Genomic DNA, 14,315 nt, shown 5'->3' on the forward strand with positions numbered 1-14,315 from the left:
ATGGAACAGCTCCTTTTTTATGCTTGAAACCCAAACTCTCCAAGGGAATGCTCCTCATTATGATAATCAGATCCTCCTGTTATTTTCTTACAATATTTACCTGCTAATGCTTTATAGCGGGCAGAGTCTTTGAGAGTTTGTTTCCGGTGCCATACTTCAATACCGTCGACCGGGAGCTTTAAAAGCTCCTCAACAATGGTGTCATCACCGACAAGGACCGGATGAGCGATTACAGCCATTCCGCCAGCCTGGTGGATCAGCAAAATCCCTTCTTCCGGCGATAATACCATTTTGTCAACAGCACATGGTTTGCCATCAGCCAAATAACGGTCAAAAACCTCCTGAACATTCCCTGCGTACCCTTTTTCTACTACTGCTGCAGCAATATGGGGACGTGCAATCACGTCTCCCTTGCTATGCTTTTGAACATCCTTATCTGTAATCGTCATTCCTAACTCGCAGAACCTCTCAATAATGATTTGCGCACGGTTTTTGCGGTGATCCTGAATTTTTTGAAGTGTATTCAGCAAGGGTTCTGACCAATTAATCCCGTAACCTAATATATCTATATTTCTCCCTTTATATTTCGTGCTTAACTCGATCCCCGGAATAACTTTTACTCCATACCTTAGGCCCGCATCTGTGGCTTCTTGAATTCCATGCAAGGTATCATGATCAGTGACAGCAATAGTGGTAATCCCTTTGTATGCAGCCATCATCACTATTTCTGCTGGTGAAAGGACCCCGTCAGATGCAGTTGTATGCACGTGAAGATCGAAATTGCCTTTTTTAATGATTTCTTCTAAATCCATTTCACATTCACCTCTCTTAATCTTTGATTATGGTCCTTACCAGATCCATTACTCCCATTTCAAGCTGGTTTATTGTTTGTTCACTGCTAGTCATTGATGAGCCTTTAACAGAGAAATAAAACTTTATTTTCGGTTCCGTTCCTGAAGGACGGATTGTGAACCAGGAATTATCGGAGAGGAAAAATTTAAGAACATTCGATTTTGGAAGAACTAATCCCTCTTCCTTGCCGGTTAATAAATTTACGCGTGTACTGGATTGGTAGTCTTCTATATAAGTAACGCTCACTTTCTCTATTTTTTCCGGCGGGTTTGTTCTGAAGAAATTAAGAATATCCGCAATTTTCTCAGTGCCTTCCTTTCCCTTAAAGGTAAGAGACTTTAGGGACTCCCGGTAGAAACCATATTGTTTATATATATCCGTTAAAGCTTCATACAAGGTTTTGCCAATTGACTTATAATAAGCCGCTGCTTCCGCAGCAAACACGGCTGCCTGTACAGCATCCTTGTCACGGACAAAGTCACCAATTAAATAACCATAGCTTTCTTCGTATCCAAATTGAAATAGATAGTCTTCGTTTCTTTCAAATTCCTTGATTCTTTCACCAATGTATTTAAAGCCAGTCAGTGTATCAATTGTTGTGATGCCGAAACCATCTGCAATAGCTCTGCCAATTTCCGATGTAACGATTGTTTTTATAACAGCCCCATTAGCTGGAAGAGAACCTTGCTTCTGTTTTTGACTTAATAAATAATGGAGCATTATAGCGCCGAGCTGATTGCCTGTTAAAATTTCATAATTCCCCTGTTCATTTTTAGCGGCAACACCCAGCCTGTCTGCATCAGGATCTGTGGCCATTAAAATATCTGCATCCAATTGTATGCCGTACCGGATGGCCATCTCGAAAGCTGCATGCTCTTCGGGATTTGGGGATGCTACGGTACTAAATTCGGAATCTGGCATTTCCTGCTCTTTTACTAGGGTAACATTCCTAAACCCAAAAGCTTGCAGCCCTTTGCAAACTAGCTTTTTTGCTGTACCATGCAGGGGTGAGAACACGATCTTAAGGTTCTTGACTGCCCTATTTTCCATTTCACTGTTCAGATGGATTGTTTTAAGTTTTTCAAGATAAGCATGATCTATATCTTCGCCTATAAAAGTTAACAGATTACTGCTTTGAAGATCTTTTTCTTCCATCACCTTTATATAGAGTCCGTCCTCAATATTATTGATGAAATCCGTTATTTGTGTTGCTGCAAATGGAGTGATTTGTCCGCCATCTTCACCATAAACTTTAAAACCGTTATATTCTGGCGGATTATGACTTGCAGTAATGACAACTCCTGCAAATGCGTTTAAATAGCGGACAGCGAAAGATAATTCAGGGGTCGGTCTAAGTTCTTGAAACAAATATACTTTTATCCCTTGAAAACCAACTGTTTTTGCAACCTCAAGGGCAAACTCCTTCGATTTTCGGCGGCAATCATAGGCGATGGCTATGCCCCGTTTTTTTGCTGCCTCTCCATGCTGGGAGATGTAATCGGCAAGTCCCTTTGCTGCTTTGCGGACAGTGTAAATATTCATTCTGTTGGTGCCCGGTCCCAGCTCGCCGCGGATGCCCCCCGTACCGAATTCTAAATCTTTATAGAAGCAATCTTCCATTGTCTTCCGGTCCATATCCTGGAGGGTTTTTTGTAATTCGCTGTCTAAATCTTTATGCGACAGCCATTTTTCAGCATTTATTATCCACTTCACGGTCCAATGTTCCCCCTTCTTTATATTTTCTCTGGATAGTATATGAATTAAAATCTGGAATGGCTGTCCCATGGCCTATAAAATTTTGAATGGAAGAAGCGAATTTTCTGTTAGGAGAGGGGCGAAAAGAAGTAAAGGGACGGATGTTTAACTGAACGAAGGAATCGGCATCCATTTTTATGGATGGGCTGAATTGTTTAAGACCCTCACACCGAAAGAATATTAAAAGAGAATAAAAGATTAATAAGCGTTTATACCAAAACGAAGACTTGAGCATACTATATGGCGTGGAAGGAATTTTCTTCCGCGCCATATTCATGTTCGTGCTGCTGGGACATATACTAAAGTTAAAAAGGGCTGATTTCATTGAAAAAACTGACCAAGAAAGTGAAAAATGTAAACTTCCCCACCTTCTCTCTTTCCCCATACACCAAAAACCTTTCAAAAAAAACCGATGCCGCCATACAGAATTTAAACAAGGATCTCAAGCCTCCGAAAAATAATGCTTAGAACTGCTCTGCAAATGAGAGGGTTATTTTATAAAGAACTTCACCTTTTTTAAGGCATCCTTTGTCGTCGGATACCGGAATGGCAGATCAAATCTGGTGGTTTGCTTCAGTATGCTTTTTTCATGGGAAAAGACATCAAAGCTGCCCTTTCCGTGATAAGCGCCAATCCCGCTCTCCCCCACGCCGCCGAAAGGCAGATATGGTGAACTCAAATGATAAACGGTATCATTGATGCATCCCCCACCAAAGGAAATGCTGCTTAGAATCTGGCTTTGGATACCTTCACTTTCTGTAAAGATATATAGGGCCAAAGGTTTCGGTCGTGCTGTAACTTCTCCAATCATTTTGGACAAGTCTTCATATTCGAGCACGGGGAGAATCGGCCCGAATATTTCATCCTGCATAACCTCATCATTCCAGGTTATATTGCCGAGAACAGTCGGTTCGATGCTTAATGAGCTTAAATCATGACGCCCCCCGTGGAAAGTGGAGCCATTGTTCAAAAATTTTGTGAGACGGCTGAAATGCTTTTCACTGACGATTCGCGTAAAATGACCGGATGTAATGGGATTTTCTCCATAAAGTTCCTGTATGGCCTGCTTCAGTTCTTTAAGAAATACTTCTTTTACTCTGGTGTGAACATAAAGATAATCAGGAGCCACACATGTCTGGCCGGCATTGATATATTTTCCCCATGCAATTCTCTTCGCAGCAAGCTTCAGATTAGCATCTTCATGCACAATGCACGGACTTTTCCCGCCCAGTTCCAGCGTAACCGGTGTAAGATTTTTCGAAGCGGCTTCCATAATGATTTTTCCAACAGGCACACTGCCTGTGAAGAAAATATAATCGACCTTTTCATTTAAAAGCGCTGTGCTTGTTTCTGCGTCGCCTTCAACAACTGTTATATACTCTGGCGGGAAATGTTTGCTGATCAACTTTGACAGCAATGCCGAAGTTTGCGGTGTTAGTTCTGATGGCTTCAGAATCGCGCAGTTTCCTGCAGCGATTGCTCCAATCAGCGGTGCAATCGCAAGCTGGAAAGGATAATTCCAGGGCGCTATGATCAGCGCAACTCCGTATGGCTCAGGATAGATATAGCTTTTTGAACCAATCTGTGCAAGCGACGACTTCACCTTTCTTGGCTTCGCCCATTTTCTCAGGTGCTTCATAGTAAAGCGGATCTCTTCAAGCAGAATTCCGATTTCGGTTAAATAGGCATCGAATTCACTTTTATTGAGATCAGCCTTTAACGCATCCATTAATTCCTGCTCATGCTGTTTTATGACTGTACGCAGCTTCGCTAGCGCTTCCAGTCTGAATGAGACATCCTTTGTTTTACCGGTGCTGAAGAAGCTTCTTTGTTTTTGAATGAGATCGCCGTAATTTTCCATGGAATACCTCCAAATGGGGTTTTGTTTATGGATATAGTATCATTTTGGCAGGTGTAAATACACTAATAGGTATGTTATTCAATATAAAAACACCCGGGTTTCCCCGGGTGGCAGCTTTACAAATAAATTGGTCCCTCTGGTCCCACTGGAATACCCAGCAGATACCAGACGATAATCAGCAGGATCCAGAATATGCCGAAAAATATGGTGTACGGGAAAAGGGCTGAAATTAAAGTTCCCAATCCCATGTTTTTGTCATACTTTTTCGCAAAGGATAGTAACAAAACAAGATACGGAAGCATTGGCGTGATCGGATTCGTAATGGAATCTCCGACACGGTACAGTGCTTGTGTAAAAGCCGGGTGGTAATCAAGGAACATGAACATCGGCACGAAAATAGGTGCAAGGATGGCCCATTTTGCTGATGCACTTCCAATTAGTATATTGATAGAGCTTACAAATAAAATAAACACAATGAATAAAGGAACTCCGGTAAATCCGACAGATTCCAGAAAATCGGCTCCTTTAATGGCGATGATTGGCCCAAGATTGGAATCAGCGAAATATGCAAGGAATTGTGCTGAAGCAAAAACCAGAACAATGTATGGTCCCATTGTACTCATTGCTTTTCCGGTCATTTCACCGAAGTCCTTGGACGTTTTGATCGTGCCTGCTCCCATACCATAGAATAATCCAGGCAGCAGGAAGAAGATGGTCAATAAGGGAACAATTCCATCCATTAAAGGGGAACCTTCAATGATGGAGCCTGTTTCCGGATTTCTCAGGATTCCGTTTTCCGGAAGGACCATGGCCAGGACTGCAGCAAGGAAAACAGCTGCCGAAATTCCGGCCCACTTAAGCCCGCGGCTTTCTTCTTTTGAAACAGTTGTCGTCATGGCGTCCATTTCTCCTGAATACTTGCCAAAACGCGGAATGGTAAATTTGTACGTTACCCAGGTGGAAACAGCCAGTAAGAAAAAGGTAGAAACGGCTATAAAGTAATAATTCATTGCCGGATTGGCTTTATAATCAGGATTTACGGTTTGTGCACCTGATTCCGTGAAGCCGGCCGCCAGTGTATCTGTCATCCCAATCATCAGGTTGGCAGAAAACGCACCCGTTGTAGATGCATAAGCGACAATCAGGCCGACCATAGGATGGTAGCCAAACGCCATAAGAACGGCTGCTGCTATTGGCGGCAATACTACCTGGGTTGCATCTGCTGCAACATTACCGACAATAGCGATTAAAATGATGCTTGGGATAATGATTTTTTTCGGTGTGGCAACAACCGAACGTTTCATCAGCGTATCGAAAAAACCACTCTGTTCAGCAAGACCTACACCGATCATCATCACTAATACCATTCCAAGCGGAGGAAATTCGCTGAAGTTTGTTACCATGCCGGTTATGATATCAACAAGCCCTGCTCCGTCCAGGAGGTTATTCGCCACTACGGTCTCCCCTGTTACCGGATGGGTTGCGGATAATTTGAATAACCCCGCGATAAAGGATGCCCCAAGGATAATTCCGCATAGGATAAAAAACAGGACAATGGGGTCTGGAAGCTTATTTCCTGCGTATTCAATCGAATCGAGCATCCGATCAAAAAATGTCTTTTTCTCTTTTCTGCTGTTCTGTGCCATCAAACCCCTCCTTTTCTGGTTTCAGATAAAGTAAGAGCAGATAGCACATGAAATTTCAAACCATCCTTCATTGACTCTTCATCAAGATCAAATTTAGGGTGGTGGTGCGGGAAGGTAATTCCTTTCTGTTCATTCCCTGCACCAATCATGATATAGCACCCGGGCCTAACCTCGCTGAAAGCGGAAAAATCTTCTCCGCCCAGCATGGGGTCAATATTTTCAATTACACGGTCCGTAAAATATGTTTCTAGTACATTAGTAACTTCTTTCGTTAATTCTGCGTTATTTACAACAGGGTTGTAGCCATATGTATATTCAACCTTTGCTTCTGCTCCATGTGCGCGGGCAATCCCTTCAGCTGTTTCGCTGATTCGTTTTTTAACCAGCTCACGGGTTGTGTTGTCAAGCACTCTGACTGATCCACCAATTTCCACAGTATCAGGGATGACGTTAAATGCTTCTCCTCCATGGAATCTGGTAACAGACACAACTGCAGAATCAAGAGGGCCAACAGAACGGGCAACAATGTGATTTAAACCCGACACAATTTGGGCTCCTGCGGCTACCGGATCAACCGTCAGTTCCGGTGTTGACGCATGTCCTCCCTTTCCCTGAACAGTAATTTTGAAAATATCACTGGCAGAGGTAATGGCGCCATCTCTTATGCCGATTGTACCAAATGGAATCGTTGCCATTAGATGCAGGCCTACTACTTGATCGATGCCTTCCATCACACCGGCAGCAACCATTTCCCGTGCTCCTCCCGGAGGAAGCTCTTCAGCATGCTGAAAAATAAATACGATTTCCCCGCTGAGATTTTCTTTTTCTTCTGTTAGCATTTTAGCTGCTCCGAGAAGCATGCTGGTGTGAGCATCATGTCCGCATGCATGCATGACACCCGTATTTTTAGAGGCATATGGCAAGCCTGTATTTTCTGCAATTGGCAATGCATCCATATCAGCACGCAACGCTATTACTTTACCAGGCTTAGATCCTTTTAATCTCGCAAGCACACTTGTTTCAGTCGGCCGCGATAATTCAAGACCTCCAAAACTTTCAAGTTTTTCATAAACATAATTTGCCGTATGTACTTCCTGAAAGGATAATTCCGGATTTTCATGAAGATAGCGCCGCCACTCGATGACTTCGCTGTATACTTCATCAACTTTTGTTAGTATCTTGCTGACATCCATCTGTTTCACTCCTATATAACGTCTAATTAACGCAAATGCGTTAAATCTAATAATATAGAATTTATAGAAATTTTTCAATAAATATTCATATATATTTTTTCCAAATAAAAAACAGCCCATTATTCCTGGCTGTTTTCCTGTTTAAAGCAATATAATTTCATCGGTCTTCCTTTATCATGGCTTTTGGTCTCGCCTATTTCTGTGATGAGGCCAGTTTTGCGCAGTCCCTGAAGGATTCGCTGTGAGTTGCGGTTACTCATGCCCAGCTCCAGGGCAATGTCCTTTGAGGTGAAAGTATTCCAGTTTTTACGTTCAACATAGCTTTTAATTTTGTTAAAGAGCTGTACACTAATGTGGTATTCTCCCAGTTTTTTTACGAGCTCCGGCTCAGTGCTTTCGCTGATATAGGATACGATCAGCTGCTCGTGCCGGTACTCCTCCACTATTCCATGTTCATCAATTAAAATTATTTTTTCATGCTTGGAAGACTTTGAGCGCTGAACGGCTTTTCTCGCATTAAACTCCGCTTTCAGGACTGAATCCCCAAAGCCGATTCCTGCTGCAACCGGACGGTTTAAATCGGATTGAATCTTTTCAAAGGCTTTATGCAGAGTATTCAATTGTTCATACACTTCTCCGCGCGAACTGAAAATCATGTAATCGCCGCTGCCGGTTTTATGAAAAGAACCATTCAAACTCCTGCTCGCCCGAAGGAGGATTTCGTCCATTTTCAGCTGAGTCCATTGCATATTATACAGTAGTTCTTCTTTTTCCAATTCCGGATTTTCTGTTTCGATTGTACAAACAGCCACTTGTGTATTCTGATAATAATGCGCTTTTGCTTTTTCAGAAAGAGAAAGTAATGTCTGTTTGGTTTCAAGGCGGGTTGTCGTAATCCAGGAAACAGGAATTCCATGATCAGCTAACCGTTCCTGCACAGAAGGATAGCAAGTCAGCACACCATCTGCTTTGCCTTTCTTCCATAGTTTATAGTGATACTGATAAATATCATCCTCATCAATATCTGGCTGAAAGGTTTTTATTTTAAGGTTATTTTCCTGCACATCAAGCTGTGATAAGGCCTCATCACTAATATTCGCGCCTTCCGGAAGGTCGACAGACAGCTTTGTTAATTTCCTGTTTTGCAAAAGCAAATTAAGGAACGATTTATATAGCCCCGTCTCTAAAAATAAAACACCATGCAGGCTTTCATCATCACCTAAAACTCCTTTGGCGATTGAGTAGGGAATCGGTCCGGAAAAAAGCCAGGCATCCACCTGATCTTTATGTTCCATCACTATCTCTTTTGTTTCCACTGCTTTTTGATAAGTAAAAGGATGAAACCTTAATTCCTTTTCAAACTCACGGGCCACATCCAGGATTCTATCCACAGACTGCGCCGGTCCAACTACGCCGATGTGATACATCTGTTCACCTCTTAAAGCTTTCTATGATGATAGAATAGCATAAAAATGAATTGTATTAATAAAAAGAGTCTAGGTTCCAGACCTAAACTCTATAACTTAAACCTGCTGATCAACTCTTTCAAATCTTCCGCCATGCCCGTAAGGTGGTCAGCGGAAAGGGATATCTCCTCCATGGATGCAGCTTGTTCTTCAGTTGATGCCAGTACACTTTGTGTAGCCATGGCGGATTCATTTGCCACATGGGTGATCTCATCCATGGATTGGACCATTTGCCGGGAACCGGCAGACATTTGCTGAATGGCTGAAGCGACTTCCTGCATTTGATTGGTCACCATGCTGACAGACTGACGGATTTGTTTGAAGGAATCCCCAGCTCCTTTCATGACTTCCATGCCTTCTGTTACTTCATGATTGACCGTATCCATGGTTTGGACAACCTGATGGGTTTCTTCCTGGATTTTTGAAATCAGCTGGCTGATTTGGAGAGTGGATTCCGCCGATTTTTCAGCGAGGTTTCGAACCTCGTTAGCTACGACTGCAAAGCCTTTTCCCTGTTCTCCTGCACGGGCTGCTTCGATGGCAGCATTCAATGCCAGAAGGTTTGTTTGAGCGGCAATGCCTGTGATCACTTCAATAATCTTTCCAATTTCCTGTGAACGCTGGCCAAGGCCTTTTACCACCTTGGATAAGTCCTGTACATTCATATGAATGTAATTCATCTGGCAGCCTGCTGTTGAAATGGCTGCATCGCCATGATTTGCTTTTTCCAGGGAATCATTGATTTGCTCTGTCACCTGTTCAGAGTTTGACGCCACCTGTGTCAGTGTTTCAGACACTTGCATAATGACATGGGAAGCTGTTCCGACTCCGTTGACCTGATTGTCTGCCCCTGCAGCAATCTCTTCAATCACCTCAGCAATGTGGCTTGTGGCCATGTTTGTCTGCTGGGCACCGGATGATAGCTGCTGGGCATATTGTGTGACTTCGTCCGAAGCCAGCACCACTTTATTGAGCACCTCCTGCCAGGCAGAGGCAGTATGATTCAGTGCTGCAGCAATGGAACCAAGCTGGCCTACTGATTTCTCGTCCAGTCTTTTGGACATGTTTCCTTCTGCAAGTTCTTCAATGTATGTATTAATTATACTGATAGGTGCAATAAATTTGCGGTAGTTCATAAATGCGGATAATATTCCCGCCAGTGTTCCAAGGATGACAATAAACCCGATCGTCATCCAAAACGCACTTCCTTCAAGCCCATTACCAACACATACTGCAATGCTGATGATCAAAACAGTAGGAATAATGACGAATAAAGTACGGAGAATATAGCTAAGCTGGCTCATGAAACAGACTCCTTTATTATTATTTCACAAAAACAAATTCCAAATTCCCCCTATAATCACATGTTATACCAATAGACAATTTGATTATAGTAGATAAAAGGAAGATATATCAATATATTTTGTAGAATTATTTTTAAATTATTGAAATAGTTTGTCACTTTCTGCTGTAAAAAATGCCAGCCTCCAAAGAAGCCGGCATTCCATCGTATTATTCTGCGGCAGCAGTCCTTGTCTCTTTTTTCGCCATGGAAAGAGCTGCTGTACCAAGAGCCATAATTATAAAAATACTTCCTGCAGCTGCATTGTATTCGACCGAGGTTGTCTCAATCATGATTCCGCCGATCATGCTGCCGAATGCCATTCCCATGTGAACTGCCGAATTGTTCAATGTTTGCTGAATATCCGAAGTCTCCGGTGTTACTTCAATTAAGTAGCTGTGTATGGCAGGTGTGATCGCCCAGCTGAGCATACTCCAAATGACTACTGTGAAAAGGAATACCGGCAGGGAAAAAGCTGCAAAAGGCAATGCAAAAAGTGTAATTCCGAACATGGCAACAAGCGTTAAAATGACCGATTTTGCACCGAAACGGTCTGCCAGGTGGCCGCCGAGACCGCCGCCGATTACCGCCGCAATTCCGAAAATCAGGTAGACAATACTGACCCAGTTTCCATCAAGACCCAAATTCATTTTCAGGAAAGGTGTCAGATATCCGTAAAAAACTAAATGACCGGTCATCAATAAAAAGGATGTTATCTGTATGAGCGCTATTTTCCTGCTTTTCAGCGTTTTAAGCTGTACGCCAATCGGCACAGCCGGCTTTGGAGCAACCTTTCCAAGAAAGAAGTATACTCCGGCCATTGATAAGAGTGTAAGTGCTGAAATCAGTACAAAGGGAGCCCGCCAGCCGAAAGCATTTCCAAGCATTAATCCAATGGGAACACCCAGTACAAGGGATGCACTGATTCCCATAAACACGATTCCGATCGCACGTGCACGATATTCCTCTGAAACGATGTATGATGCCATTGTCATGCACAAGGCTATGAGCAGTGAGCCGCTTACTGCCGAAAGAATTCGGCCGACTAATAAAACACTGTAAAACGGGCTGAATACAGCCACAATGTTCCCGGCCAAAAATACAGCCAAGGATATCATCATTAAACGGCTGCGTTCCATTTTAACCGTCATTGTGAGCAGGACAGGAGCTGCGATGGCAAAGGCAAGTGAAAATACTGTAATTAACAGGCCCGCCTGCCCCAGGCTGACACCCAGATCTGAAGCGACAAGATCCAGCAGCCCTCCTATAATCAATTCCACCATTCCAACAACAAATGATATGATTGCCAATAAATAGATGCGTTTATCCAAGCTGAACTTCCTTCCTATTATCCTAGCGATTATGTTCATTTCAATAAAATAACATCTTAACATATCTGGCCGTGTAAGCTCAAAGGATAGAAAAATCTAAAAATAAGCCTTTGTGTTAATAAAATTTCTTTTTTGGGAAAACTAAAAATACCTCCCAGAGACAACTTCCATAATTTACATGTTTGAATATAACAGTAAAATAGGAATGTAACTAACAAATACTGTAAAGGAGTTGATTCATTTGTTGGACAATCAAGCAAAGAAAGGTCATACTTTATCCCCTCTGACCCCACCTGAGATAGAAGAAATACAGCTGGCCGGTACAACTCCTATTGACACAAATGCCATCAAAAGCATGGAACCTGAATTCGATCTGACTGGAACCGTTTTAAACGACTATAACTAAGTGATAATCCCTGCCGGGTCTCTGGCAGGGATTTTTTATCGCATTCGGATAAAGATAAACCCACTGATTGAAGTTTCACTTTATGGAAAGTTTGTCCGAGGGAATGCATATGAATGTAGTATTCCTTGTGATTAAGCTGGGAAAATAACCAAATGGAGCAGGATTATGATTTATTTATTAGTGGTTATTTTCATAATTGTTCTTGTCATGCCTTTTCTATCTGAGTTTGTGGAAAAAAATCTGGAGATGTTTTTATTTTTAATGGGGCTTTCCGCAGCACTTGCAAGCGGAGTTCTAAACAGCGGTCTTTTTGTACAAGCAGCACAGGAGCCTGTAAAAATTACACTCGCTGTCTTTATTGCAGGCCTCTTGTTTAAGTGGTTTCAGGCAAATCTGGAAAAAAGCATCCTTTCAGTAAGCCGGCGCATGCCGTTTCGATTATTTGCAGCATTGATGGTCATTTTCCTGGGATTAATTTCAAGTGTTATTACCGCTATTATTGCTGCACTGGTTCTTGTGTTAATTATTAGTGCCCTAAGGCTTGATAGAACCTCAGAGGTCAGGCTGACAGTACTCGCCTGCTTCTCAATTGGCCTTGGCGCAGCACTGACGCCAATTGGCGAGCCGCTTTCCACCATTGCCATCAGTAAAATGAAAGAAGACTTTTTCTTTTTGATGGATTTGGTTGGACCGCAAATTATTATTGCCCTCGTGTTTTTCGGCATCATGGCAGCGATAGCTGTTAAACCGCCTAGTTCTGGCAAAGCTTCCTTTACCAAAAAGCCTGCCAGTGAAAACTATGAAGAAATCTTTGTCAGGGCTTTGAAGATTTACTTTTTTGTCATGGGACTGACGATGCTTGGTGCCGGTTTTGAACCGCTGATCAATCACTTTTTAATCGGTTTAAACCCGCTTCTGTTATATTGGATCAATATGATTTCTGCTGTCCTGGACAATGCCACCCTTGCCGCGGCTGAAATCAGCCCATCCATGGATCATTTTACTGTTCAATCTATTCTTCTTGGACTCCTGATCAGCGGCGGAATGCTGATCCCCGGGAATATTCCCAATATCATTGCTGCCGGTAAACTGCAGATTACGAGTAAAGAGTGGGCCGTATTCGGAGTGCCTTTTGGATTGGTAACGATGATTGGATATTTTGTGTTTATTTTATTCAGTGGGAATTGAAAGGGCTGCGTGCAGTCCTTTTTTATTTATCTATTTTGTTTACATAACATTATTATTTTCTACTAAAAAGAAGCTGCATCTCACAGCTTCCAGTTTTCATATTCTACTGATTTTCATAATGGCCGCTATGTTCCTTGCTGTTCTTTCCATATAAGGTGCTGCTTTCTCAAAGGCATCCGGAAGGGTTATCACGCCAGGAACTATGCTGAAAAGTGCATCAATACCATGTTCATGGATGATATGGCTGTCGTCTGATAAGGAACCTGCAAGACCGATTACGGGTATTCCGTGCTTCTTTGCCGCTTTTGCCACCCCAATTGGCGTTTTTCCATAAATCGTCTGGCTGTCAATCCTGCCTTCGCCAGTAATGACAAGATCAGCACCTTTTACTTCTTCCTCAAAGTTAACCGCGTCAAGGACAATATCAATTCCTCTTTTTAAGTCAGCATTTAAGAAAGCGAGGAGACTTCCGCCTATTCCTCCTGCCGCTCCAGCCCCCTCTATATCGCGGAACGATTTGCCGAGGGCGTTTTCAACTACATCTGCAAAATGGCCCAGATTCCGGTCCAGGACCTGTACCATCTCAGTTGTCGCCCCTTTTTGCGGGCCAAAGACAGCGGATGCGCCTCTTGGACCATTTAATGGGTTATCAACGTCACAGGCTACTTCGATATGGACATTCCGCAGCCTGGAATCAAGCTCTGACATGTCAATGGCTGCAAGCTGTGCAAGCGCTCCTCCGCCCTGGCCGATTTCGCTGCCGGTTTTATCAAGAAGTTTTCCGCCCAATGCTTGTATCATTCCGGCTCCGGCATCATTTGTCGCACTTCCGCCGATACCAATTATGATGTGCTGAACTCCTGTGTCCATTGCGGCAGCAATTAATTCTCCTGTTCCCCGCGTTGACGTCAGCAAGGGATTTCGTTTTTCTGGAGGAACCAGATGCAGGCCGGATGCAGAGGCCATCTCAATGACAGCTGTCTTTCCATTTCCCATTAAGCCAAAGAATGCCTGTACCGGTTCTCCCAGGGGACCTGTAACAATACACTCAATAATTCTTCCGTTTGTTGCATCTACAAGCGATTGGACCGTTCCCTCTCCTCCGTCAGCCATCGGCATTTTTTTATATTGGGCATTAGGGAATATCGATTTAAACCCTCGCTCAATGGCATTCGCTGCCTCAAGTGCCGATAAACTCTCTTTAAATGAATCGGGCGCAATAACTATTTTCATAACTGATTTCCCCTTTCTTTAGCCAAAGCTGTTTTCGTAAAT

General features: G+C 43.0%; 11 protein-coding genes and 1 pseudogene. 2 read left to right on the top strand and 10 right to left on the bottom strand.

Annotated features, from left to right (window positions below):
• Positions 1 to 17 precede the first annotated feature (17 nt).
• From CHI10_RS03585 to CHI10_RS03620, 9 genes and pseudogenes are all read right to left on the bottom strand, one after another.
• Positions 18 to 812 (bottom strand): PHP domain-containing protein, encoded by a 795-nt coding sequence (locus tag CHI10_RS03585; protein ID WP_095242955.1) that lies wholly within the window; start codon positions 810 to 812, stop codon positions 18 to 20.
• Between the two features lie 16 nt (positions 813 to 828).
• Complete coding sequence (locus CHI10_RS03590; protein ID WP_179288944.1) at positions 829 to 2,565, bottom strand: phospho-sugar mutase; 1,737 nt, start codon at positions 2,563 to 2,565, stop codon at positions 829 to 831.
• 532 nt (positions 2,566 to 3,097) lie between these two features.
• Complete coding sequence (locus CHI10_RS03595; RefSeq protein ID WP_095242957.1) at positions 3,098 to 4,468, bottom strand: aldehyde dehydrogenase; 1,371 nt, start codon at positions 4,466 to 4,468, stop codon at positions 3,098 to 3,100.
• 116 nt (positions 4,469 to 4,584) lie between these two features.
• Entirely contained in the window at positions 4,585 to 6,114 is a 1,530-nt protein-coding gene (locus CHI10_RS03600; protein ID WP_095242958.1) for an AbgT family transporter, read from the bottom strand.
• A complete protein-coding gene (locus CHI10_RS03605) occupies positions 6,114 to 7,307 on the bottom strand; it encodes a M20 family metallopeptidase (protein WP_095242959.1) in 1,194 nt (397 codons plus the stop codon). Before CHI10_RS03605 ends, CHI10_RS03600 begins: the two co-directional genes overlap by 1 nt.
• Positions 7,308 to 7,426: 119 nt before the next feature.
• A complete protein-coding gene (locus CHI10_RS03610) occupies positions 7,427 to 8,734 on the bottom strand; it encodes a hypothetical protein (RefSeq protein WP_095242960.1) in 1,308 nt (435 codons plus the stop codon).
• A gap of 89 nt (positions 8,735 to 8,823) precedes the next feature.
• A complete protein-coding gene (locus CHI10_RS03615) occupies positions 8,824 to 9,669 on the bottom strand; it encodes a methyl-accepting chemotaxis protein (RefSeq protein WP_483294946.1) in 846 nt (281 codons plus the stop codon).
• A gap of 108 nt (positions 9,670 to 9,777) precedes the next feature.
• A pseudogene (locus CHI10_RS22930) lies at positions 9,778 to 10,077 on the bottom strand (methyl-accepting chemotaxis protein); the annotation flags it as partial.
• Positions 10,078 to 10,285: 208 nt separating this feature from the next.
• The gene (locus CHI10_RS03620; protein WP_095242962.1) at positions 10,286 to 11,446 is read right to left on the bottom strand and encodes an MFS transporter; all 1,161 of its coding nucleotides are present in this window, start codon (positions 11,444 to 11,446) and stop codon (positions 10,286 to 10,288) included.
• Positions 11,447 to 11,687: 241 nt separating this feature from the next.
• Here CHI10_RS03620 and CHI10_RS22215 point away from each other — a divergent pair, with 241 nt between their 5' ends.
• Together CHI10_RS22215 and CHI10_RS03625 are read left to right on the top strand one after the other, a co-directional pair.
• The gene (locus CHI10_RS22215; RefSeq protein ID WP_175609079.1) at positions 11,688 to 11,852 is read left to right on the top strand and encodes a hypothetical protein; all 165 of its coding nucleotides are present in this window, start codon (positions 11,688 to 11,690) and stop codon (positions 11,850 to 11,852) included.
• Positions 11,853 to 12,017: 165 nt separating this feature from the next.
• Complete coding sequence (locus tag CHI10_RS03625; protein ID WP_095242963.1) at positions 12,018 to 13,040, top strand: DUF1646 family protein; 1,023 nt, start codon at positions 12,018 to 12,020, stop codon at positions 13,038 to 13,040.
• Positions 13,041 to 13,136: 96 nt separating this feature from the next.
• Here the strand turns inward: CHI10_RS03625 and CHI10_RS03630 are convergent, their stop codons facing one another.
• Positions 13,137 to 14,273: a glycerate kinase gene (locus CHI10_RS03630; RefSeq protein WP_095242964.1), complete on the bottom strand. Its 1,137-nt coding sequence runs from the start codon at positions 14,271 to 14,273 to the stop codon at positions 13,137 to 13,139.
• Positions 14,274 to 14,315 lie beyond the last annotated feature (42 nt).

It is taken from the genome of Bacillus sp. 7894-2, from assembly GCF_002272225.1.
GTDB lineage: Bacteria > Bacillota > Bacilli > Bacillales > Cytobacillaceae > Cytobacillus.